Below are 23,711 nucleotides of genomic sequence, written 5' to 3' on the forward strand. Positions count from 1 at the left end.
TCCTCCTGAGACAAAGTGTTTGAACAGTAAACTACTTTACCGTCCCGTTTATTCCACGCGCTCCTCGGGGCGCCGCAAGGCCCGGTTCACCCGCCCGGCATGACTCAGCCGCTGGTCCAGCGTCACGTGCTCCAGGCCCAGCGGCCCGTCCAGCAGCAACGTGGCCAGGCCGTGCACGTGGGCCCAGCACGCCGACTCCGCGAGGTCACCCCCGGCCGCGCCATCCGCCGCCACGACGAGCCGCAGCTCCTCGCGCGCGAGTCCCCCGGACGCCTGCACCTCGGGATACCGCTTCGGGTCACAGACATCCACCCGGAACATCACCCGGAACACCCCGGGGTTGCGCAGGGCGAACTCGACATAGGCGTTGGCGCTGGCCTCCAACACGTCCCCTTCGGCCTCGACGCGGGCCCGACGCAGCATGGCGGCCAGCTGGTCGAAGCCCTCGGCCACGAGGGCCGCCAGCAGGGCCTCTCGATTCGGGAAGTGGTGATAGGGGGCCTGGTGGGTGCAGTCGGCACGGCGCGCCACCTCGCGCAGGCTGAGCAGCGCAGGCCCTCCCTCGTCGAGCACCTGGCGACTGACGCGCAGCAGTTCCGCCCGCAGGTCCCGCCCCTCGGCCGCCCGCGGCCTTCCCCTCCCCCTGGTTGCCATCACCCCACTGTAGCGGACCCCCCATTACTTGACAGCGTCCATTTTCTGGCCCATAGTTATTTGACACTGTCAGGAGGAATGGATGTACGACGCCATCGTCATCGGATCAGGAATCGGCGGGCTCACCGCCGCCGGGCTGCTCGCCAAGGTCGCGGGGCAGCGGGTGCTGGTGCTGGAGAAACACACCGAACCCGGTGGGCTCACCCACAGCTTCAGCCGTGACGGCGCCACCTGGGACACCGGGGTCCACTACATCGGGCAGATGGCGGAGGGCACCACCCTGCGTCGCTACTTCGACCTGCTCAGCAACGGTGAACTCGACTGGAACCCGCTGCCCGAACCCTACGACCGGTTCTGCTACCCCGGCCTGGACTTCCCGGTTCCGACCGGACGCGAGGCGTACATCGCCCGGTTGAGCGCCTTGTTCCCCGCCGAGGAGCGGGCGATCCGCAGGTGGTTCCGCGACACCCGTCGAGCGGCCCGTTGGCTCACCCTCAGCTACGTCCAGACCTTGGTGCCGCGGCCGCTGGCGCCACTGATCCGGGGGTTCCAGCGGCTCACCCGCGGGCTGGCCACATCCACCCTCCGCTCCCAGCTGGATGCCCGGTTCCGTAGCGAGGAGCTGAAGGCGCTGCTGGCCAGCCAGTGGGGGGACCACGGGCTGCCGCCGTCGCAGAGCGCCTTCGCCAACCACGCCACCATCGTCGAGCACTACCTCGACGGCGCCTGGTTCCCGGCTGGGGGAAGTGCCCGGATCGCCCGAACCATCGAGAAGGTCATCGAGGATCGGGGCGGGGCGGTGCGTGTCGCCCAGGAGGTGACCGGGATCCTCGTCGAGCAGGGCCGGGCCGTCGGGGTCAGGGTGATCGACCGGCGTGCTCCGCTGCCTGAGGAACGCGAATTCCTCGCCCCCGTCATCATCTCCGACGCCGGGGCAGAGAACACCCTCACCCGGCTGCTGCCCACCGACGACGCTGTCGCTCAGGCCACCGCCAGGCTGCGGGAGCACGTGCTCGGGTTGGGTCGCAGCACCTCGGCGGTCTCGGTGCACCTGGAACTGGACCAGCGCCCCGACGTCATCGGGGCCGGTGGCGGGAACCTGTGGATCTACCGCAACCAGGACCACGACTCCGGCATCGGCGACAACTCCCTGCTGCGCGGCGAACCCCGCGACGCCTTCGTCTCCTTCTCCTCCGTGAAGTCCGGGGAGAAAGCGCACACCCTGGAGATCGTCTCCTTCACCCAGGCTGCGGCCTTCGAGCACTGGGCGGGGCGGCCACTGCACAACCGGGGACGCGACTACGACGAGCTCAAGCAGCAGATCGCCGAGGGACTGATCTCCCTGACCGAGACGGTGCTGCCCGGGCTGCGGCAGCACATCTGTCACATCGACGTGTCCACCCCGTTGACCATCGAGCACTACATCTCCCAACCCGGCGGCACCTGCTACGGCCTGCCCGGGACCCCGGAGCGGCTGAAGGGCGGTCCGATCGGTCCTGCCACCCCGGTGCCCGGGTTGTTCCTGACGGGGCAGGACGTGGTGTGCAGTGGCATCGGGGGCTCCCTCATGGCTGGGGTGGCGGCAGCCAGTCAGGTGCTCGGGCCGCGTGGCTTCCCGAGCATCCAGGCCGCGCTCGGCCAGGCCCCCCAGCCCCTGTCCGCGAGGCTGCCGGAGGGCAAGCACCAGGCGAGTGTGAAACGCACCCGGCAACTCACCCCCACGGTGTGGGAGCTGGTGCTCGACGTACCTGGCGTCGGAGCCTTCGCACCGGGTCAGTTCGCCAGGCTGGAGGTCGCACCGACCATCTGGCGCGACTACTCCATCGTCGCTGTCCAGGGCAACGAGGTGCGGTTCCTCATCAGCACCCGAACCGGCGGATCGGGTTCCCGGCTCGTCGCCACCACGGCGCCGGGAACCTCGGTCGTGGTGGAGCTGCCGCTGGGACAGTTCACCAGTACCGGTTCAGACAGGCGTCGGGTGTTCGTCGCGACGGGGACGGGGCTGGCCCCACTGCTGCCCATGATGGCGGCCAGGAACGACCCCCGTGACCTGCTGCTGTTCGGCTGCCGTCACACGTCCGAGGACCTCACCCGGCTGCTGGACGACCCACTGCCCGAGACCATCCGCTGCATCACGGGCGAGGAGGCCGCGGGCGCGCGGCGGGGCAGGGTCACCGAGGTCCTGGCCGGACTCGAGGTCGATGCAACCGAGTTCTACCTGTGCGGCTCGGCCGCGATGGTCGCCGACGCCTCCGCCGTGCTGAGACGGCGAGGTGCACTCCACATCTTGAGTGAGCCCTACTGAACGGCACCGTCGGGCAGTTCTAGGCCAGCCCCTCCGACTTCAGCCAGTCGGCCGCGATGGTGGCGGCAGGGGCCTGGTCGGTGACCGAACGCTGGTTCATCCCGCGCAGGTCCTCCGGGGACATGGCCGCCGAGACCTTGTTCAGCACCGCCTCGGCCTTCGCGTCGACCTTGTCGGAGACGACGGGGACGACGTTCGAGGTGAGGAACAACCCCTTCGGGTCCTCCAGCACGACGAGGTCGGGATCGGTCAACACCGGGTCGGCGGAGTAGATGTCCACCAGGTTCACCGTCCCGGAGCGCAACGCCTTGACCGTCAGTGCCCCGCCGGAGTCCTCGACGGGGGTGAAGGTCACCTCCACCCCGTAGAGCTCGGCCAGTCCCTTCGGTCCGTAGGGTCGGGTCTCCAACTCGGAGTTGCCACCGAGCACCACGCCGTCGACATCGGCCAGGTCGGCGATGCTGCTGAGCCCGTGCTGCTCGGCGAACTCCTTGGTCACCACGTAGGAGTCCTGATCGGTGGCAGGTGCGAACTCCAGGGCCCGCAGCCCCTCGGGCAGCGCCACGGCGAGCTCGGTCGCCACGTCCTGCGGGAGCCGGGCCGTCGTGCCGGGAATGTGGTGTTGGAGCAGGTTCCCGCTGTACTCGGGGAAGACGTCGATCCTGCCGACCTGCAGGTCCGGGATGTAGACCTCGCGCTGCCCGATCCGCAGCTGCCGATCCACGGGGTGGCCTGCCGCCTCGAGGGCCTGGGCGTAGACCTCGGCGAGGATCTCGTTGGAGTAGTAGTCCTGGGAGCCGATGACGAGTCGCTGCGGCGCCTCGTCTCCTCCCTCTCCCTCCAGGTCGGCGGCCGTTCCGCAGGCGGTCATCGCGAGGACGACGGCCAGACTGGTCAGCCAGGTGGTGGTCTTCATCGGGGTCCCCCTTCCGGTTGGGTCGCCGAGCTGGGGTCAGCCAGGCGGATGGCAGCGCGTTTGACCAGGATCAGCAGCAGATCCAGCACGAGCGCCAGCGCGACCACGAGCACCGCTCCGGCGAGCATCTGCGCGTAGTCCCGGGTCTTGAGCCCGGTGAACAGGAATCGGCCGAGTCCCACGTCAGCGGTGTAGGCGGCCAGCGTCGCGGTGGCGACGACCTGGAGTGTGGTGGAGCGGATCCCCTCGACGATCAATGGGGCCGCCACGGGCAGCTCCACCTGGGTCAGGAGCTGGCGGCCGTTCAACCCGATGGCCCGGGCCGCATCCACCGTGATCGGGTTCGCCGAGGCGATTCCCGCATAGGCCCCGGCCAGCATCGGGGGCAACGCGAGCACGAGCAGGGCCAGGAAGGGTGCCTGGACCCCGATGCCCAGCCACAACCCGGCCAGGGTGAGCAGACCGAGCGTCGGCAGGGCCCTCGCCGAGGAGGTCACCAGTGGCATCACGACGGCGAGACGACGGGTGTGGCCGATGGCGATCCCGGCAGGCAGCGCCATCACGGCCGCCGCGCCCACGACGGCGAGGGTGAACAGCAGGTGCTCCCAGAGCCGTCGCACGATCACCGGGGTGTGGTCGGGAGCCAGCAGCCACCGCAGGGCGTCGAGGATGATGCTCACGTCGTCGCCTTCCGGTTCCACGGGGTCAGCAGGTGCCCGACCTGGACGATGACGAGGTCGAACACCAGCGCGAGCAGCAGGGTCGCCACCACGCCGACGACCTGCTCCTCGACGATGCGGCGCTGGAACCCGTCGGTGAACAGGAATCCCAGGGAGCGGACCCCGACCAGGGCTCCGACGGTGACCAGCGAGACGGTGGAGGCCGAGACCACGCGCAGCCCTGCCACCAGCACCGGCACCGCCAGGGGCAGCTCGACCCCCCAGAAGCGTCGCCATCGCCCGAGCCCCAACGCGTCAGCGGACCAGGTGATGTCCCGGGGCAGTCCCCGGAAGGCCTCGGCCGCCTGGGCGACGAGCACCGCGATGCCGTAGAGGGTCAGCACGATCACCATGTTGAGGGGGGAACGCACCGGGATGCCGATGAGCACGGGCACGATGACGAGCAGGGGCAGGGAGGGCACCGCGTAGATCAGCGACAGCAGGGTCAGCAGCACCCCACCGGCCCGCCCGCCTGCGACGGCCAGCCGTCCCAGCGGGACGGCGATGAGGGCGGCAGCGACGATGGCCGCTCCCGCGAGGAGGACGTGAGCACCGAGCAGCTCGGCGGTCAACGTCCAGTTCTGGGGCAGCCACCTCAAGGGCGCACCTCACTGTCGGGCGCCAGGGTCCCGATGGCCCGCCCGCCACCGTCGAGGACCAGCACCCGGCCGTCACGTTCCACCGTGGTGAGGCGACGGTGACGGGCATGGGTGCCGACGAAGCGGGAGACGAACTCGTCGTCGCAGAGCAGCAGCTCGGCCGGGGTGCCGACCGCGGCCAGGATCCCGCCGGGCCGGAGCACCGCCACCTGGTCACCCAGCAGGAAGGCCTCGTCGACGTCGTGGGTGACGAACACGATGGTGGCACCGATCCGCTGTTGCAGGGCGATCAGTTCCTGCTGCAGGTCGGCACGGACCAGCGGGTCGAGCGCCCCGAAGGGTTCGTCCATGAGCAGGATGCGGGGGTTGTTGGCCAGTGCCCGCGCCACCCCGACACGTTGCCGTTGCCCACCGGAGAGCTGGGAGGGGAATCGCCTCGCCAGCGCCGGGTCGAGGCCCACCACCTCGAGCACCTCCATGGCACGGGCATGGGCGGCGGCCCTGGGGGTCCCCTCCAGGAGCGGCACGGTGGCGATGTTGTCGATGATGCGGCGGTGCGGGAACAGGCCACCATCCTGCAGCACGTAACCGATCGAGCGTCTGAGAGCCACCGGATCGCGGTCGGCGACGTCGTCGCCGTCGACGAGGACACGACCCGAGGTGGGGCGGACCATGGCGTTGACCATGCGCAGCAGGGTGCTCTTGCCGGATCCCGAGGAGCCGAGCAGCACGGTGGTGGAGCCTGCGGGGATGTCGAGACTGATTCCCCCGACGGCGACGGTGCCGTCCGGGTAGGTCTTGGTGACTGTGTCGAACTGGATCATCTCATCCCCCTCATGAGAGGTCCGAGGGATGGGGTGGCAGCCACCTCGTGGCGCCACCCCATCTGGGGATCACTTGTTGGTGAACTTGTCCTTGATGTCCTCGACCTTGTCAGCAACGCCGGAGGCGAGGTCACCCAGACCCTCCTTGGCCTTGTCGACGATCTGCCCGAGGCCGCCCTCGGCACGATCAGCGGCACCGTCCCTGCGCAGCTCCTCGTTGCCGATGGCCTCGCCGACGGCTTCCTTGGCCTTGCCGACGCCTTCCTGGATGTTGTTCTCGATACCCATGTTCTGCTCCTCACAAGCTGACCACCAGGGCGAGTTCCCTGATGACGTGGGCGCGGACCGATGGCCCGAAGCTGACACCGTCATGTGAGCGGTGCTCGCCCCTGCTGGTCCCCGGCGGCCACGGTCTGGGTCTTGATTCCCATCCCGGAACCTCACTAGGTTGCCCTCAGCAGATGGTGCAACGATACCTGCCGACTCAAGTGGGCCGGGCGGTGCCGGGCTGAACAAGGAGGTCCCGTGATGTATGACGTGATTGTGATCGGCTCCGGCATCGGCGGCCTGACAGCGGCAGGACTCCTGGCAGGGGTGGCGGGCAAGCGGGTGCTGGTGCTGGAGAAACACAGTGAACCCGGTGGTCAGACGCACACCTTCCGACGTGGTGGTGCGTCGTGGGATGTCGGGGTCCACTACGTGGGGGCGATGTCCCCCGGGGAGGATCCTCGGCTGTTGTCGGACTTTTTGTCGGCAGGCGAGTTGGGGTGGAACCGGATGCCCGAGGAGTTCGACCGCTACGTCTACCCGGACTTCGAACTGCGGCCCATCGCGGACGAGACCGAGTACTTCTCCCGCCTGGTGGAGCTGTTCCCCGCGGAGAAGCAGGCCATTGAACGCTGGTTCACCGACGTCAAGAAGGCACGTCGGTGGCTGCAGCTCGGTTTCGTCTCCCAGATGCTGCCCGCCCGGGCGGCGGCCAAGATGCGACTGGCGCAGCGGCTGACGGGCCGACTGGGCACGATGACGACCAGGGGGTGGCTGGACCAGCATGTCCGTGACGTGCGACTCAAGGCGCTGTTGGCCAGTCAGTGGGGTGACTACGGGGTGCCGCCCGCCAAGAGTGCCTTCGCGATGCACGCCCTGATCTTCGACCACTACCTCAAGGGGGCGTGGTTCCCCGCCGGGGGCAGTTCCCGGATCGCCCGGACCTTCGAGGCCGGGATCGAGGCGGCGGGCGGCGCGGTCAGGGTGGAGCAGGAGGTGATCGACATCCGCGTCGAGAATGGCCGGGTCACGGGTGTCCACGTGCGGGATCTGCGCAGCAACACCCATGATCACGAGCAGACCTACCTGGCGCCGGTCGTCATCTCCGCCGTCGGGGCGAGGAACACCTTCAACAAGCTGATGCCGAGCACCCACGACACCAAGCACCTGACGGCCCCGCTGCGCGACCAGGTGGATCAGCTGGGGGTGGGCGATTCCGCCGTGGTGGCCTACATCCGGTTCCGGGAGGACCCCCGCGTGATCGGGGTGGACGGGTCCAGCATCCGGGTCTTCGGGGATCACCACCACGACGACACGCCCACGCATGTCCAGAACCTCCTCGACGGGCGCGCCACGGAGGGGTTCATCTCGTTCCCGTCGGTGAAGGCCGGGCAGCCCGTCCACACCGCCGAGATCGTCACGAGTGCCCCGTATGCGGCGTTCCAGCAGTGGCGGAAGAGGGGGGTCCGCAACCGGGGCGCGGACTACGACGCGTTGAAGCAGCGGATCGGGGATGGTCTGGTGGCGCTGGCGGACCGGGTGCTCCCGGGCTTCAGGGATCTCGTGGAGCACGTGGAGGTCTCCACCCCCTTGACGGCCGAGCACTACACCTCCCATCCGTGGGGTGCGTTCTTCGGGCTCCCGGCCACCCCTGACCGGTTGCGGATGAAACCGCTGGGGCCGCGGACCCCGATTCCGGGGCTGTACCTGGCCGGGCAGGACGCGATGAGCCTGGGTGTCGTCGGCGCGATGATGGGAGGGGTGGCTGCGGCCAGCCAGGTGCTGGGATCGAGGGGCTACCCCCGCATCATGAAGGCGGTGAGGGCCGGGCGGGCTCCGTTGCGCACGGACGGGCCGCTGCCACAGGGCAGGTTCCGTGCCCGGGTCGTCCTGAGCCGGGAGCTGACGCCGAGCGTGCAGGAGCTCACCGTCGAGATCGACGGCGAGGTGGGCACCTGGGTGCCCGGCCAGTTCGCCCGGCTGCTGGTGGCCCCTCACGAGTGGCGTGACTACTCCATCGTCGGGCTCGAGGAAGGGCGGCTGCGGTTGCTCATCAGCACTGCCACGGGAGGGCTCGGTTCGCGGTTCGCCGCCTCGGCGAGGCCGGGGACCCCGTTGCGGGTGGAGCTGCCCCTGGGCCGGTTCCAGGCATTTCCCTCGAACCGACGACGACTCTTCGTCGCGACGGGGACGGGCCTGGCCCCGTTCCTGCCGATGTTCGCAGACCTGATGCAGGAGGACGACCTGCTGGTCTTCGGGTGCCGGACGGCGGCGGAGGACCTGACGACGCTGCTGACCGATCCGTTGCCGAGCACCATCCGTTGCATCAGCCGGGAGGCGGTACCGGGTGCCCGCCACGGCCGGGTGACCACGGAGCTGTCGAAGCTGGACCTGGACTGGCGGAGGACTGAGGTGTACCTGTCGGGCTCGGACGCGATGATCGTCGACGCCACCCGGCTGCTGCACCAGAAGGGGGTCACGTTCCTACGAACCGAGCCGTACTGACCGGGCCCGCTCGCCCTGACTGCCCACCGTCGCCGCCCCTTGTGGGCACGAACCGCTGTGTTGGTTGTCCGGCAGCGTCAGCACCGTCGGCTCGTGCAAGCAACCCGCAAGTTCATGCTCACCTCAGGACGCTGCGAGCAGTTTCTTCGCGGTCTTCGCCGCAGCCGACGACCCCGTGAACCCCGCCAACCATTCCCGCAGGGCCGGGTCCTGGGAGTTGCGCCCCAGCCGGAGCTGCTCGTCCAACAACAGCTGCAGCAACCCGCCGATGCCACGCTGCCCCCGATCCACCCTGGGCAACAACACGGTCAGCAGATCCACCACCATCCCCGGGTTCAACGCCGCCGCATCCGTCAACGACGAGGTCCAGCGGTTCAGGACACACACCGGCGCAGCCGCCGCCATACCCGCTGCCGTGTCCTCGACACCCAGCCGACCGGGTACCACGGCGACGAGCAGTTCCACCGCGAGTGCCTGGATCTCGGACTTTCCGCCGAGGGCGAAGGCCAGCAGTTGGGCGGTCTCCGGGGTCCAGGCTCCCGGATGCCCCAGCAGCTGTGGCAGAACCTCCGCGAGGTGGCTGCCGTAGTCGATCAGCTCATGCGGGGCCAACCCTCTGGCCACCAGGTAACAGGTGCCAGCCGGGTCCATGAGAGCTGTCAGTGCCGAGTAACGGCTCGGCACGAGAATCTGATACCAGGGCGGTGGATTCGGAAGCTCACGGTCGTCATCGGGACGAACCACCTCCTGTTGTCTCACCTCCCAGTCGATACGCACCCGCCGGGTGGGAGCAGGCAGCTCCACTCCGACGACCTGGGAGACCCGCTTCCGATCCGCCTCGTTCAACCGCATCGCCGCCTGGGTGAGGTCGGCGGGACGATGCGCTGGCAGCTCTCGCGTGGCTACCCCCAACGCCGCTGCTGCCATGTCGAGTCGCCTCAGCAAGGCGTCTGCATCCAGATTTCCGTGGCTGTCAGTGGGTGTGGCCAGCAGTTCGTGGTGCGGGACCCGCCCCGTGAGGATGTCGGCGACCTCGGCGAGGCGTGACAGCAGGAACCAGTCGAGATGTCTCATGCTGCTGGCGGGTAGCCATCCGAATTCCCACCGTCTGGACGGTTCGTTCCACGAGGCATCCCTCTCCTGGGTGGGGCTCAGAGCTGCCAGGATCAGCTGGGGAAACAGGTCCTGCCTGTTCGGACGCCCCAGGCTGCGGGCGCGTTGTCGTAGGGGCTCCAGCACAGTCGCGGCGTCAGGAGTACTGGCGAGCCACGACAGCGCGAGTTCAAGCTCCAACGGATCGCCGGGGTCCTCCATGAGGGCTGCGACGCGTGTCAGGGCGTCGTCATCGGTGACGGGCAGGATGGCCTCAGGGGCCCGGATGCCGGCGGTGGGCTTGATGGGCGGCGCGTCCGGTTCAGGCTCACGGCGCAGCCCCAGCTCCTCGGCCACCGACGGGCTGAGCTGAGCAGGGTCGATGAGGTCACCACGCCCTTGTCCTGCCAGGATGCGAGCCGCGATCAGCTGGATGTCCTCATGGGGGTGGGTGAGCGCGTGGGCGATGACCTCGCTCGTGCCGGAAAGTGAGGCAAGCACCTTCAGCGCGGCGGCCGCGGTTGCCTTCCCTCCGGCCAGAGCAGGACCCGCGGCATCGACGAAGGCGCTGACATCCAACTGTCCCGCCCGGTGGATGATCCCCAGGTTCTTCATGGCGAAGGACACCGTGGCCGCGACCGTCGAACCCAGGGCCCGAAGCAGCAGGTCCTGGTTGGCCGCGACCTCTACGGGGGTCGGCGCCAGCGCGGTCCAGGTGCCGGTGAACCATCCGGCCCGATAGGACGAGAAGTCGCGGTTCAGCGCTGCCACGCAGCTGCGCAGCAGCCTGGTTCGGTCCAGGACCCCCTCTCCGGCGAGGGTGACAACGGTGGTGCGCCAGCGCATCGGCTCCGGTGAGAACTTGTCCACGTTGGTCAGCGACACCTCACCGCCACCCTCCACCTCGAATATCCGCCAGAAGACGTTCTCCCTCAGATCCTCGTCGTGGCGGAGCAGGAACTCCCTGAGGCCGGGAGTGTGCGACGCACCCGTCGCCGAGACCATCGCCAGCACGTAGGCCTCATCGTGAGGAACCTGCAGGCCGTCGAACAACTCCGCCAGCCGGATCGGGGTGAAGTGGTCCCACGAGCTGAACCGGGTGGCCTGCCACTCGATCATCTCCCGCGCGGAGTGTGTCTGCCATGGTTCGGCTTCCCGGAGCAACAGCAGGTCGTACAGGTCTCGTAAGGTGCCGCCAGGCCGTGAGACGATCCGGCTGAGTTCATCGATGTGCGTGTGGTTGAAATCCTGCATCCCTCACCCCAGCAGTTTCTTCGCGGTCTTCGCCGCAGCCGAGGAACCGGTGAAACCCGCCAGCCATGCCCTGAGCGCCCCGTCCTCGATGACACGCCCCACACGCAGCTGCTCGTCCAACAACAGCTGCATGAGCCCACCGATGCCACGCAGCCCCCGATCCACCCTGGGCAACAGCGCGGTCAGCAGATCGACGACCATCCCCGGATTCAACCCAGCCGCATCGGTCAGCGACGAGACCCAGCGGTTCACCTTGCAGCCCACCACGCAGGCGGCCATTCCCTCGGCCGTTTGCTGGACGGAGAGCCGGGCCGGAACCGCCTCGGCGAGGAGTTCGGCGGCCAGCGAGCGGGTCTCCTGACGGCTCCCCGACAGCCCCATCCCGACGAGCTGCGCGGTCTCCGGGGTCCAGGTGCCGCCCAGCTCGCTCAAGGCCTTGAGGACGTCGTCGATCTCCCGGTGGCAGGTGTCCTCCACGGCCCACTCGGCGGTGCGGATCCCCTGCGCAACGATGTAGGCGGTGCCATGAGGGTCCATCAACAACACAGGTGTCGATTCAGGACCGTACAGTCCCCTGCGCCGTCCTCCCGAGATCTTCTGGCCCGGGTTCGGGACACACAGCACCTCTGAGCGCCACCAGACCCACCTGGGCTGCCCATTCGGTTTCTTCTCGTCGCTGTCCACCCGGTACCACTCCAGCTGCACCCGCTCGGAGGGCTGCGGGAGGCTGAACCCGAGGACCTGCTCCGCCTGCCCCCGATCCGGGACGCTCAGCCGCATCGCGGCCTGGACCAGATCGCCGGGGCAGCGTTCCTTCAGCTCCGCCGCGTCGACGCCGAACCGTTCCTGCGCCTCGGCCACGCGCGTCAGGAACACCTCGCCCGGGAGATGTCCGTGGCTGTCGGTCGGGGTGGCCAGCAGCACACGCCTCGGCGCTTGTCCGGTCAGGATCTCCGTCACCTCGAGCACACGGTGACGCCAGAGCCCCTCGGCATCCTCGGGGGCACCCGCTGGCACCTCCTTGAAGCGCCACTGCTTGGGCTTCCCTCTCCGTTTGTCCTCCGGGAGCGCGAACACCGCCCGGAGCAGCGGCCCCAGGATGTCAGGGTCCCTGTCCGGCTCCGACGCCTTCTTCACGCGCTTGAGCAGCGAGGCCAGCCGCTCCGCGGGGTTCTCAGCCGTGGCGAGCCACGCCAACAGCAGCTCCAGCTCCACCGGGTCGCGGCCATCCTCCAGCAGCCACGCGACCCGCTCCAGGGCGTCCTCGTCGGTGAATGGCACCACCGGGCGGGCCGACCGGTCCGGCAGCTCCATCTGAGGCGTCGCCTCCACCCGCTCGCGGGACAGGCCGAGTTCCGCCGCCAGTGAGGGGCTCACCAGGTCCGCGGCCACCAGGTCGTCCCGCCCCAGGCGCTTCAGGGCCGTCACCACCGCCCGCTGCACATCCACGTGCTCATGGGTCAGCCCCTGGGCCAGCACCTCGGCCGCGTCCGGCAGCGGCTCCAGCAGCTTCACCACCGTCAGGGCCGTCCCCTTCCCCGCCGTCAGCGCCGGAGCAGCAGCCGCTACGAAACCCGAACCATCCAGCAGCCCGGCCTTGGCCAGCCGGGCCAGCTGCTTGATCGCCAGCGACACCGTCGCCGTGATCCCCGTCCCCAGACACCTGAGCAACAGGTCCTGATCCTGAGCCGCCTCCTCGATGCTCGGCGTCAGCGCCACCCAGGTCCTGGAGAACCATCCCGCCCGATACGACGAGAAATCCCGGGTGAGCGCCTCCAGGCAGCATCGCAACACCCGGGCACGATCCAGAGTCCCCTCACCCACGAGGGTCAGCACGCTGGCCTGCCAGCCCGCCTCCTCGCGGGAGAACTTGTCGACGTTGGCCAGCGAGACCTCCCCGCCGCCCTCCACCTCGAAGACCCGCCAGAAGACGTTCTCCCTGAGATCGTGGTCGTGGCGGAGCATGAACTCCCGGATATTGGTTTCATAGCGTTCCCCCAGCGCGGAGACCATCGCCAGCACGTAGGTGTCGTCGTGGTCCAGCTCCAGCCCCTCGAACAGCTCGGCGAGCCGCAGCGGCACGAAGTCCGCGCTCTGCGGCCAAGCCTGCGCCATCCACTCCACCGTCTCACGGGTGATGGGCTGCGGGTCCTCCGCCGGGACGTACTCCTGTTCAGCCCGGTGAAGGCCTTCCAAGGTGAGGGCCGGATCAGCCAAGAGCTGCTGCAGCTCCTGCCTCCGATTCCACCAGAACAAACTCATCGTTCCTCCTTCACGATGCGCACGGCCAGGATGTGGGCGCAGGGGCCACGGTCCAATCTGTGTCGGGCGTACCAGGGGCAGCTGCAGCTCTCACCATCCTTCAAGCGGACCTCGTGCCGGGTGTCCTTCGAGGTGACCTGCGCCAGCCCGGGGGCCACGATCTCAACGGCCCCGGCCGCGGCCAGCTCCCGGGCCTTGACCAGCCTCGGATGGTGGGCCTTCAGCACACCGTCGATCATCGGTAGCGGCCGGTGGAAGTAGGCGTCCGCGTGGAGGTCGTAGCCGACCTGCCCGGACGCCGCCAGCAGCGACAGGGCGCCCAGCACCTTGTCGCGCTGCAACCCCGCGCCTGCTGCGAGGGCCGCGACGTCGATCCGCGGCTCGAAGGCCAGCAGAGCGCTGATGAGGTCGGCATCGGCCTCCACCTGGTCGCGACGCAGATCGTCGAGGGTGGCGCCCTCCCCCGAGAAGCCGCGTGACTTGTCCGGGCTCAGCACGACGCTGATGCGGCCCCCGGGGATGTCGAGGGCCCAGGCGCTGGCCCTCGGGGTGGATGTGGCGTCGACGGGGGCGCACCAGGCCCGCAGCCGGGTGGCGTGTCTAAGCATCGGCTCCAGCACCCGGAGCCGCTCCGGCCCCGCCAGGCACACCGACCCCGTCGTGGGGCGGGTGGCCAGCCGGTGTCCCCGCCCGGTCGGCGTCACCCAGGACACCGACTTGGTGGCGGAGTTCCTCGGCAGGGCCTGGATGAGGCGGGTGGCGCCGAGCCTGTCCACGTCGAGTTGCGGCTCCATCCCGGCGAGGATGGCCTGGGTCTCGGCGAAGCTGCGCAACCACCGGGACGGCAGCTTCACCTTCTCCTCCACCACGTCGTGGTCGAGGGTGCGGACCCTCACGTGATCGTGACCGACACTCAGGTGCAGCGGGTCGACGGCGTTCAGCCCGGACAGGGCCTGACGGACCGGAGGGTTGAAGTCCACGTTGGTGACGCCGATGCCGAGATGTTCGGCGTCGAGGGAGGTCGCATCGAGGTCGAGCCGGGCATAGACCCCGCAGCAGGCGCTGAACGACTCGAAGCGCAGGCCCTCCTGGCTGGAGGTGACCACTGGGTCGGCGGCGCGAAGGATGGCCGCGAGCATGCCGGGTGGCACGTAGAACCGGGTCCTGGCCACCCGCGCCAGGACGAGAAGGGCGGCCGCCACGGCGGGCGGGTGCTCCACGAAACCGGAGAAGAAGTGCGGATGGGCCACCCGCCCCTCAGGCGTCAGGCCACCGCTGGTGGCCAGGTCCAGATCGGACCTCCCGGCCACGGTGTGCAGCTCGGACTGCCCGGCGTAGTCGTAGGCAAGCTCAGTCATCAGGGCCTCCTCGTTCCAGTGCCGCAACGCTATCGGGTGGAACCGACATTTCTCCCTGCCGATCTGTCACTCAGGCGTCCAGCAGCTCCGGGAAGTGGCTGGCCAGTTGCTCCCGGGTCAGGCTGGCCCTGAGCAGTTCCAGGTCCTCGTCGAGAGCGAGCAGCACGCACTCCTCATCGATGAGCCCCTCGGCGACGGCGCGACGCCTGGCCGCGCGGGCGGCCTCCGGGAAGACCGCGACGAACCGGTCGTAGTACTCACCCCAGGCGTCTTCATCACCCAGGGCAGCTGCCTCGTTGGATGCCTCGACGGCGAGTCCGGCCTCCTTCTCGTCGGGTTCTGCCATGTGGGGCAGGTCCGCGGCCGAGAACCGCAGAGTCGCCGGGTCGCCGTCGCCTCCCCGGGCCAGGTACTGTTCCTGCACCTTCGCCAGCGACTCCTCCGTGCCGACGGCCACACACGGCCAGTAGAGGCGTTCCCCGTCACCGTAGAACAGGAAGAACATACCCGCGTAGATGTGCTCCTGCGGATACTCGGCACGCACCCGACGCAGTTCCCGCACCATCTGTTCCTCAGCAAGACACTTCACTGATGCGAGGTCAATCATGAGGGCATTCTTCACGACTCTCTTCCCGCTGGTCGAGCCGTCCGTGTCGGGACCTCGCGCAACAGTCCCAGCGAACTCTCGCCGGGTCTCGACAATCGGGCGCACAGCGCCCTCAGCTCGACCAGCGGCGGTAGCGGGGGATCACCTTGCGCGGTATCGCTCCAGCACGTCCTCAGCGTGGTCGCGGATGAACTTCCATTTCGACGCTGTACCGCGTTCGGCCTCCGCCACCTCGGCCTCGTCGATCTCGCAGGTACCACCGCTGTGGTTGAGCAGTTTCTCGTCGAACTCCGGGTGCACCTCGAGCACCGCCTCCAAGGGCCGGTAATCCAACGGAGCATGATTGCCCTGGTCCCGGAACGGCCCGAAGGGATGGCTCAGGCCTTGGATGATGGTCGCCTCGGGAAGGCTGCCGATCCGCCCTGCCAGCAGCTCCATCCGTCCCAGGGCACACAGCGCGGAGGCGGCCCAGCCCTTGGTGGCCTCCTCCCCCTGCTCATCGTCGAGCACCCGCTCCAACGCGGCGATGAGTTCCGGGGTGGCGTGGTTCACGCCGGCCGCCAGCCTCGCCGCCGTCCAGCGTTCCCCCTCGGCGCGGCCCTCCAGCACCGCCACCAGACCGGGCACCGCAGCCGCGCCCTCCCGGAACAGCAACGGGTCGGTCCGCTCCCACCACAGCGGCGACCCCTCGATCCTTCTGAAGGAGATGTCCAGCAATGCCTGCACCCGCTCCGCCTCCGGCAGGGCCAGGATGCGCTGCTCCTCCCGCTGCCCGGCCACCAACTCCGGAAAGTGCCGCTCCAACTGTTCCCTCGTCAGGCAGGCGGGCACCAGCTCCATCGCCTCGTCCAGCGCCACGACGATGAACTCCTCGCCCACCAGTCCCTCATCAATCGCGGCCTTCCGCGCCTTCCTCGCCGCCCTCGGGAACACCTCCAGGAACTGCTGATACACCTCGTCCCAGGCATCTTCGCCACCCAACGACAGGCCGTACTCATTGACTCCCTCAGCCACAGCCATCTCCGCTTCAGTGGCCTCCACCATGTAGGGCAGATCCGCCCCGGAGAACCGCAGGCTGGAGACATCGTCGTCGGGGTCCCTCTCCAGATATCTGGCCTCAACCGTTTTCAGGGATTCCTCGGTGCCCACCGAGAGACACGGCCAATAGATGTCCTCCCCGTCACCGTAGAACACGTGGAACATCGCTGCGTAGATCCGCTCATCGGGATGCTCGGCACGCACCCGACGCACCTCCCGCAGCACCTGCTCCACAGCAGCCTGCTCCACCGACCCCAGGTCCACCTTGGCCATGCTCACTCCTCACGACGCCGTTCAGGCCATCCTTGCCAGAACCTCCCGGCTCGGCAAGTCCAGGCTGGGGGCACAGATGCGAGCACGAATCGCCGGCTTGCTCGATTTTAGAACGTTTCACAGTGGGCCTCGAGCAAGCAGAACGGCGATTCGTGCCCACATGAGCGCGCTGGGGCAGGGCGGGTTGAAGGGTCGTGAACCGCCGGGGAAACGACGGCTCACGACCAGCAGAGAACAGGGGTGGTCTCGACCGTCGGACGCTGAAGCTCGGCCAGGGGCCTCAGACCAGCGAGCCGTAGGTGGTCTTCGCCTTCTCCAGGGCCGAGACGTAGCCCGCCCTCTCGTAGGCCGCGGCGTGCGCCTCGGCGGGGACCGCCAGCATGCCTCGCGCCTCGGCGAGGGTCAGCTGGTGCCCGTCGAGCCACTGGTCCAGCCCGTCGATGAGCGTCGTGGCGTGCGGGATGCCGTGCCGCACCAACGCCGAGGTGGTGCCGACGACATCCGCCCCGGCCAGGATGTACTTCACCACGTCCCCCGCCTGGTCGACCCCGGAGCTGGCAGCGAGCGAGGCCCTCAGGTGCTCGTGCAGCACCGCGATCCACGTGCGGGGCAGGCGGGCATCATCCGGATGACTGAGCGTGACCCCACTGGTCACCTCCACCCGCTCCAGGTCGATGTCCGGCTGGAGGAACCGGTTGAACAGCACCAGACCGTCGGCCCCTGCCTCGTCGAGGTGCCGACACATCGCCCCCACCGACGAGAAGTAGGGGCTGAGCTTCACCGTCACCGGAATGCTCACCTCCCGCTTCACCGCACCCAGGATGTCCAGGTGCCGCTGCTCCACCTGCTGCCCCGTGGTGGTGAGATCACCCGGCACGTAGTAGATGTTCAGCTCGATCGCCGAGGCCCCCGCGTCCTGGATCCGCTTCGCCGACCGGGTCCACCCACCGTGCGAGGCCCCGTTCAGCGACGCGATGAGCGGCACGTCGATGCTGGAGGCCGCCTCCTCCACCAGCCGCAGATAGCTGGAGACCGCATCACCCGTCGCCTGCGGCACGTTCGGGAAGAAACTCGTCGCCTCCAGGAACAGTTCCTCGTAGCTCTCCTCCAGCATGATCTGCCGTTCGGCCTCACGGGCCACCTGCTCCTCGAACAGGGAGAACATCGTCACGGCACCCACACCCGCGTCGGCCAGGGCCCGGATGTCCTCCAACCGCTGGGACAGCGGCCCCGCCGAGGCGATGACCGGGTTCCTCAGCTCCAGCCCCAGGTACCGGGTGCTCAGATCTGCCATGACTCCTCCTTGCGCGGGTCAGCTGCGAACTTCTCCGCCCCACGCAGCGCCAACTCCTCGTACTCGGCCCAGCGGCGATCCACCTGCGCCTGGGCGATCTCCAGGATCCGCTCCGCCTCCTCAGGGTCCGCTGCGTGCAGCACCTTGTAGCGTAGCTCGGCACTCTGGTACTCCTTCAGCGTCACCCTCGGCCGGGGCGAGTCCAGCAGGAACGGGTTGCCCCCGCGTTCCCGGATCACCGGGTTGTAGCGCATCAACGGCCAGTGCCCCGAGTTCACCGCCTTGTACTGCTGCTCCAGCCCCCTGCGGATGTCGATGCCGTGGGCGATGCAGTGGCTGTAGGCGATGATGAGGCTCGGCCCCTCGTAGGCCTCCGCCTCGCGGAACGCCTTGAGGGTCTGCTGCGGGTCCGCCCCCATCGCGACGCGCGCCACGTAGACCGACCCGTAGGCCATGGCCTGCATCGCCATGTCCTTCTTGTTCGTGTGCTTGCCCGCAGCGGCGAACTTCGCGACGGCCCCGAGCGGAGTGGACTTCGAGGCCTGCCCGCCGGTGTTGGAGTACACCTCGGTGTCCAGCACCAGCACGTTGACGTTGCGCCCCGAGGCCAGCACGTGATCCACACCGGCCGACCCGATGTCGTAGGCCCAGCCGTCCCCGCCGACGATCCACACCGAGCGACGCAGCAGGTGATCGCACACGCTCTTCAGGTCCTCGACCTTCGGGCCACTCAGCTGCTCCAACCGATCCTTCAGCCGCTGGACTCGCAACGCCTGCCGCGCCAGCCCGGACTCCATGCGTTGCTTCGCCGCGAGCAGTGAGTCGACCAGCTCGTCGTCGGCGATCTCGGAACGCAGCTCCTCCAGCAGAGCACGGGCCATGTCACGGTGCAGATCGGCGGCGAGTCGCAGCCCCAGCCCGAACTCGGCGTTGTCCTCGAACAGGGAGTTCGACCACGCCGGTCCTCTCCCCTGGGCGTTCCGGGCCCACGGGGTGGTCGGCAGGTTGCCACCGTAGATCGACGAGCAACCCGTGGCATTGGCGACGGTGGCGCGATCCCCGAACAGCTGCGTCAGCAACTTGAGGTAGGGGGTCTCGCCGCACCCCGAGCAGGCCCCGGAGAACTCGAACAGCGGCTCCAGGAACTGGGTGCCACGCACCGTCCCGAAATCGACGTCGCGCCGGTCGTTCAACGGGATGGTCTCGAAGAACTTCACCGCCTCCTTCTCCCTGGACCTCTCCAGCACCGGTTCCAGGTTGATGGCGCGACGATTCGGCTGCCCGATCGGCTTGACGGGGCACGCCTCCACACAGAGCCCGCAGCCGGTGCAGTCCTCCGCGTAGACCTGCAGCGTGTAACTGGTCTCCGGCAGCCCCGCCGCGTCGATGGGCTGGGTGAGGAATCCTTCCGGCGCACCATCGGCCAACTCGCTCGGGTAGTACTTCGCCCGCAGCACGGCATGCGGGCAGACGAAGGAGCAGTTGCCGCACTGGATGCACGCCTCGTTGTCCCACACCGCGATGATCTCGGAGATGTTGCGCTTCTCGAACCGGGTTGTGCCCGACGGGTAGGAGCCATCGACGGGCATCGCGGAGACCGGCAGCTCGTCGCCCCGGCCCGCCAGCATCAACGCGGTGACGTCTCGGACGAAGTCGGGCGCATCGGAGGGGACCGGCGCGATGAGCTCGCGCTCCCCCGTTGCCCGGTCAGGCACCGTCACCCGGTGCAGATGGGCCAGGGAGGCATCCACCGCGTCGTGGTTCTTCTTCACGATCGCCATCGACTTGCGGGCGTAGGTCTTGGTGATCGCCTCCTTCACCTTCTCGACGGCCACCTCACGGGGCAGCACCCCCGAGATGGCGAAGAAACAGGTCTGCAGGATGGTGTTCGTCCTCGATCCGAGCCCCGCGGCCCGGGCGACGGCGGTGGCGTCGATGACGTACAGGTCGATGCCCAGCTCCACGATCCGCTGCTGCATGGAACGCGGCAGCTGGTGCCACACCTCATCCGCCGGATACGGCGAGTTGAGGAGCAGGGTGGTGCCAGGCCGGGCGAACTCCAGCACGTCCACCCGCTCCAGGATCGACCAGTGGTGGCATCCGATGAAGTTGGACCTGGTCACCAGGTACGGGGCCCTGATCGGATTGGGACCGAACCGCAGGTGGCTGACGGTGCGCGACCCGGACTTCTTCGAGTCATAGACGAAGTAACCCTGCGCGTAGGTCTCAGGGTCGGACCCGATGATCTTGATGGTGTTCTTGTTGGCACCCACGGTGCCGTCCGAGCCCAACCCGTAGAACACGGCCCGGTGGGTTCTCTCGTCCAGCAGCTCGAAGGCCGGATCGACCGGCAGCGACAGGTGCGTCACGTCGTCGTTGATGCCGACGGTGAAGCGTGGACGGGGCTCCGGCAGGGCCAGCTCGTCGAGGACGGCCTTGGCCATCGCCGGGGTGAACTCCTTGCTGGACAGGCCGTAGCGTCCCCCGATGATCACCGGCATCCGATCCAGCCGCCCGGTGGCGACCGCCTCCGCGATGGCCGAGGAGACGTCCAGGAACAGCGGCTCTCCCCCGGCACCCGGCTCCTTCGTGCGGTCCAGCACCGCCACCCGACGCACGGTCGGCGGCAGCGCTGCGAGCAGGGCCTCCTTCGGGAACGGCCGGTAGAGCCGCACGAACAGCGCCCCCACCTTCTCACCGGAGGCCCGCAGGTGCTCGACGACCGGGACCACGGTCTCGATCCCCGACCCCATGATGACCACGACACGTTCCGCCTCCGGGTCGCCGTGGTACTCGACGAGCCGGTAGGCCCGCCCCGAGATCTCCGCGAAACGCTCCATCACCTCGGTGAGGATGCCGGGCACGGCGTCGTAGAACGGGTTCGCGGTCTCCCGTGACTGGAAGTAGGTGTCCGGGTTCTGGGCGGTACCACGGATGAACGGGTTGGCCGGGGACAGGGCCCGGGCGCGATGTTCCCGCACCAGGCTGGCCGGGACGAGCTCCCGCAACTGGTCATCACTCAGCTTCGTCAGGGTGTTGAGCTCGTGGCTGGTCCGGAACCCGTCGAAGAAGTGCACGAACGGCAGCCTGGTGCGCAGCGTGGCCAGGTGGGAGATCGCCGCGATGTCGTGGGCCTCCTGCACCGAGGCCGAGCTGATGAGACAGCATCCCGTCTGGCGCACGGCCATCACGTCCTGGTGGTCACCGAAGATGGACAACCCCTGGGTGGCCAGCGACCGCGCGGCGACGTGGAACACCGTCGAGGTCAGCTCCCCGGCGATCCGGTACATGTTCGGGATCATCAGCAGCAGGCCCTGCGACGCGGTGAAGGTGGTGGACAGTGCCCCACCCTGGAGCGCGCCGTGCATGGCACCCGCGGCCCCGCCCTCCGACTGCATCTCGATGACGGTGGGAACGGTGCCGAAGATGTTGCGACGCTGGTGTGAGGACCACTCGTCGGCGAGCTCCGCCATCGTGGAGCTGGGGGTGATCGGGTAGATCGAGCACAGCTCACTCAACCGGTAGGCGACATCCGCTGCGGCCTCGTTGCCGTCGATGATGGTGCGCTGGCTCATCACTGGTTCTCCTGGATCATCTCGATGGCGTGCACGGGGCACTGCTCGAAGCAGGTCGCGCAACCGGTGCACCGTTCGTAGTCGAAGCGGTAGCGGTTGCCCGGGCCGAGTTTGATCACGGCATCCTCCGGACAGGCACCGAGGCAGCCGTCGCACTCGAAACAGTTGCCGCACGACAGGCATCGTCTGGCCTCGAAGGCCGCCTCCTCAGGGCTCAGTCCCGCGACGATCTCCCCGAAGTCACTGATGCGTTCCTCAGGGGCCTGTTCCTGCTGCTGGCGACGCGCATGGCCCCCGAAGTACCACAGGTTCATGTCCTCGAGGTGGACGACGGGGTGCTTGGCGGGGCGTCGACTGCGATCCTGGTTGAGCCACTTGTCGATGCAGCGGGCCGCCTTCTTGCCATGTCCCACCCCGACGGTGACGGTGCGTTCCGAGGGGACCATGTCGCCGCCCGCGAAGATCCCCTCGACGTCCGTCATGAGGGTGACGGGGTCGACCCGCACGACGTCGTCGTCGAAGGTCATTCCGGGGATCGCCTTGAGGAAACTGGTGTCGGCCTCCTGCCCGACGGCGAGGATCACGGTGTCGGCGGCGAGTTTCTCGAACCGCCCGGTGCCACGGGCCCGACCGTCCTCGTCGAGCTCCATGATCTCGACGGTGAGGTCCTGCGAGCCCATCTCGGTGATGGTGCGCAGCCAGTTCATCCTCACACCCTCACGCTCGGCCCCCTCGCGTTCCTCCTGGTGCGCGGGCATCTGCTCGATGGTGCGTCGGTAGACGATGACGGACTCCTCGGCCCCGAGCCGCCTGGCCACGCGGGCCGCATCCATGGCCGTGTTGCCGCCGCCGTAGATCGCCACGCGGCGGCCGATCACCGGCCGCTCCCCCTTCGCCACGTCCCGGAGGAAGGAGACCGCATCCACCATGCGGGAGGCGTCGGCGGAGGGGATGTCCACCCGTTTGGACAGGTGTGCTCCCACCGCCACGAAGACCGCGTCGAAGTTGCCCTCGGCCTGGGTGGCCAACAGATCGGTGACGGTGGTCCCTCCCCGGATCACCACCCCCAGGTCGATCAACCGCTGGATCTCACCGTCCAGCACGTCGCGGGGCAGCCGGTACTCCGGGATGCCGTAGCGCATCATCCCGCCCGGCAGCTCCGCCGAGTCATGGATCTCCACCTCGTGGCCGAGCCTTCTGAGGTGGTAGGCCGCGGACAGTCCGGACGGCCCTGCACCGACGATGAGCACCCGTCGCCCGGAACGGTACGACGGTGCCTCGAAGGCCCACCCCTGTTCCAGGGCCAGGTCGCCGAGATGGCGCTCGACGGAGTGGATGGAGACGGCCGCATCCAGATCCTTGCGGTTGCAGGCCGTCTCACACGGGTGGTAGCAGACGCGGCCGTGGATGGCGGGGAACGGGTTGTCGGCGGTCAGCTGCCGCCATGCCGCCTCCTGCTGCCCGACCTTGATGAGCCGCAGCCACTCCTGGATGTTCTCCCCAGCCGGGCACCCGGCGTTGCAGGGCGGGAGCATGTCCAGGTAGATGGGTCTGCGGGACCGGACAGGGGCCACTCGGCCCGTCGTCGTCCTCAGATCCGGCAGACCGGTCACGTCGTTGCGCTCGAGCATGGCGTCCCCTCCTTGGATGCGGCCACTACGAGCCATAGTAGGCCGATCCCCGGACGCCATGTCGCACAAATGCGCTACACGATCATGGCCAAATCAGGACTCCTTGGAGGCCGCCTTGACTTCCTCCGGGTCGAGAGCCTTCACCTGGGCGACGAGGTCATCCAGCTGCGAGCCGTTGAGCAGTCCCGCCTGGCGGAACACCAGCACCCCGGAGCGGAAGGCCATCAGGGTGGGGATGGACTGGATCTGCAGCCCGTAGGCCAGATCCTGCTCCGCCTCGGTGTCCACCTTGGCGAAGACGACGCCCTCGTGGCGCTCCGAGGCCTCGTCGAAGATCGGGGAGAACCGACGGCAGGGCCCGCACCAGGCGGCCCAGAAGTCCACCAGGACGATGTCGTTGTCGTCGATGGTCGAGGCGAAGGTTTCCTTTGAGAGATCGATCGTGGACACAGCGTTCTCCTTGGTCGTCGGCTGAAATGCTTTCACCGTCACCAACGTCAACCATCCCGGAGATATTCCCCCGGGGGTATCTCCGGAT

General features: G+C 68.4%; 17 protein-coding genes. 2 read left to right on the forward strand and 15 right to left on the reverse strand.

Translation table 11 applies throughout. The annotated features are described in order from the left end of the window. Positions 1-48: 48 nt before the first annotated feature. Complete coding sequence (locus EII34_RS03790; protein ID WP_185711161.1) at positions 49-654, reverse strand: TetR/AcrR family transcriptional regulator; 606 nt, start codon at positions 652-654, stop codon at positions 49-51. An 82-nt stretch (positions 655-736) separates the two neighbouring features. Between EII34_RS03790 and EII34_RS03795 the strand changes: the two genes are divergently transcribed. Further along, positions 737-2,959, forward strand: a complete 2,223-nt coding sequence (locus EII34_RS03795) for an FAD-dependent oxidoreductase (protein WP_124843091.1) — start codon at positions 737-739, stop codon at positions 2,957-2,959. Between the two features lie 19 nt (positions 2,960-2,978). Here the strand turns inward: EII34_RS03795 and EII34_RS03800 are convergent, their stop codons facing one another. The 5 genes from EII34_RS03800 to EII34_RS03820 all read right to left on the reverse strand — a co-directional run bounded on the left by EII34_RS03800 (position 2,979) and on the right by EII34_RS03820 (position 6,305). Further along, complete coding sequence (locus tag EII34_RS03800; protein WP_124843093.1) at positions 2,979-3,875, reverse strand: ABC transporter substrate-binding protein; 897 nt, start codon at positions 3,873-3,875, stop codon at positions 2,979-2,981. Then, positions 3,872-4,555 carry an ABC transporter permease subunit gene (locus EII34_RS03805; RefSeq protein ID WP_124843095.1) on the reverse strand — a complete coding sequence of 228 codons (684 nt, stop codon included), beginning with the start codon at positions 4,553-4,555 and terminating at the stop codon, positions 3,872-3,874. Before EII34_RS03805 ends, EII34_RS03800 begins: the two co-directional genes overlap by 4 nt. Next, a complete protein-coding gene (locus EII34_RS03810) occupies positions 4,552-5,193 on the reverse strand; it encodes an ABC transporter permease (RefSeq protein ID WP_124843097.1) in 642 nt (213 codons plus the stop codon). Before EII34_RS03810 ends, EII34_RS03805 begins: the two co-directional genes overlap by 4 nt. Further along, on the reverse strand, positions 5,190-6,017 hold the full coding sequence (locus EII34_RS03815) for an ABC transporter ATP-binding protein (RefSeq protein ID WP_124843099.1): 828 nt from the start codon (positions 6,015-6,017) through the stop codon (positions 5,190-5,192). The genes EII34_RS03810 and EII34_RS03815 overlap by 4 nt, the downstream gene beginning before the upstream one ends. 69 nt (positions 6,018-6,086) lie before the next feature. Beyond that, positions 6,087-6,305, reverse strand: coding sequence for a CsbD family protein (locus EII34_RS03820; protein WP_124843101.1), 219 nt, complete (start codon positions 6,303-6,305; stop codon positions 6,087-6,089). Between the two features lie 240 nt (positions 6,306-6,545). Between EII34_RS03820 and EII34_RS03825 the strand changes: the two genes are divergently transcribed. Beyond that, a complete protein-coding gene (locus EII34_RS03825; RefSeq protein WP_221620190.1) occupies positions 6,546-8,789 on the forward strand; it encodes an FAD-dependent oxidoreductase in 2,244 nt (747 codons plus the stop codon). A gap of 123 nt (positions 8,790-8,912) precedes the next feature. Here EII34_RS03825 and EII34_RS03830 read toward each other — a convergent pair whose 3' ends face one another. The 9 genes from EII34_RS03830 to trxA all read right to left on the reverse strand — a co-directional run bounded on the left by EII34_RS03830 (position 8,913) and on the right by trxA (position 23,623). Then, positions 8,913-11,000: a DUF6493 family protein gene (locus EII34_RS03830; protein WP_185711162.1), complete on the reverse strand. Its 2,088-nt coding sequence runs from the start codon at positions 10,998-11,000 to the stop codon at positions 8,913-8,915. A 138-nt stretch (positions 11,001-11,138) separates the two neighbouring features. Next, complete coding sequence (locus EII34_RS03835) at positions 11,139-13,397, reverse strand: DUF6493 family protein (protein ID WP_124843107.1); 2,259 nt, start codon at positions 13,395-13,397, stop codon at positions 11,139-11,141. Continuing rightward, the gene (locus tag EII34_RS03840; RefSeq protein WP_124843109.1) at positions 13,394-14,755 is read right to left on the reverse strand and encodes an SWIM zinc finger family protein; all 1,362 of its coding nucleotides are present in this window, start codon (positions 14,753-14,755) and stop codon (positions 13,394-13,396) included. Before EII34_RS03840 ends, EII34_RS03835 begins: the two co-directional genes overlap by 4 nt. Before the next feature lie 70 nt (positions 14,756-14,825). Beyond that, the gene (locus EII34_RS03845; protein WP_124843111.1) at positions 14,826-15,362 is read right to left on the reverse strand and encodes a DUF4303 domain-containing protein; all 537 of its coding nucleotides are present in this window, start codon (positions 15,360-15,362) and stop codon (positions 14,826-14,828) included. A gap of 141 nt (positions 15,363-15,503) precedes the next feature. Beyond that, entirely contained in the window at positions 15,504-16,673 is a 1,170-nt protein-coding gene (locus EII34_RS03850) for a DUF4303 domain-containing protein (protein ID WP_124843113.1), read from the reverse strand. A 280-nt stretch (positions 16,674-16,953) separates the two neighbouring features. Next, the gene (locus tag EII34_RS03855) at positions 16,954-17,967 is read right to left on the reverse strand and encodes a dihydroorotate dehydrogenase-like protein (protein ID WP_124843115.1); all 1,014 of its coding nucleotides are present in this window, start codon (positions 17,965-17,967) and stop codon (positions 16,954-16,956) included. Continuing rightward, complete coding sequence (nifJ, locus tag EII34_RS03860; protein ID WP_124843117.1) at positions 17,955-21,542, reverse strand: pyruvate:ferredoxin (flavodoxin) oxidoreductase; 3,588 nt, start codon at positions 21,540-21,542, stop codon at positions 17,955-17,957. Before nifJ ends, EII34_RS03855 begins: the two co-directional genes overlap by 13 nt. After that, positions 21,542-23,233 carry an NAD(P)-binding protein gene (locus EII34_RS03865; RefSeq protein ID WP_124843119.1) on the reverse strand — a complete coding sequence of 564 codons (1,692 nt, stop codon included), beginning with the start codon at positions 23,231-23,233 and terminating at the stop codon, positions 21,542-21,544. The genes nifJ and EII34_RS03865 overlap by 1 nt, the downstream gene beginning before the upstream one ends. A gap of 33 nt (positions 23,234-23,266) precedes the next feature. After that, a complete protein-coding gene (trxA, locus tag EII34_RS03870; protein WP_124843121.1) occupies positions 23,267-23,623 on the reverse strand; it encodes a thioredoxin in 357 nt (118 codons plus the stop codon). Positions 23,624-23,711 lie beyond the last annotated feature (88 nt).

Source organism: Arachnia propionica (genome assembly GCF_003859805.1).
GTDB lineage: Bacteria > Actinomycetota > Actinomycetes > Propionibacteriales > Propionibacteriaceae > Arachnia > Arachnia propionica_C.